Origin of the sequence: Haloferax profundi, from assembly GCF_001469865.1 — an archaeon.
GTDB lineage: Archaea > Halobacteriota > Halobacteria > Halobacteriales > Haloferacaceae > Haloferax > Haloferax profundi.
This window is the reverse complement of sequence record NZ_LOPV01000515.1, coordinates 1-246: the sequence shown is the minus strand read 5'-3', so window position 1 is coordinate 246 and position 246 is coordinate 1. Positions and strand designations below refer to the sequence as shown.

Genomic DNA, 246 nt, shown 5'->3' with positions numbered 1-246 from the left:
TGCTCGCACTCGCGAGCTAAGCGTCGATGTTGGCTATCGCTTGCGTGTGCATCGGGCTCGGACAGGGCGGCACAAGCGGGCCACTGATGGCGCTGTTAGGCGACCTCGTCGCTGATGGTGAGATGGGACGTGCCGTAGGGACGAACAACGTTCTCGGGGATGTCGGCGGTGGATTTGGACCGATTGTCACACTCCCGGTGGTCGAGGCAGTCGGGTTTTGGCCCGTGTATCTCTGCTGTGCGGCCA

General features: G+C 62.6%; 1 pseudogene. It reads left to right on the top strand.

The annotated features are described in order from the left end of the window. Positions 1–29: 29 nt before the first annotated feature. A pseudogene (locus tag AUR66_RS22855) lies at positions 30–246 on the top strand (MFS transporter); the annotation flags it as partial.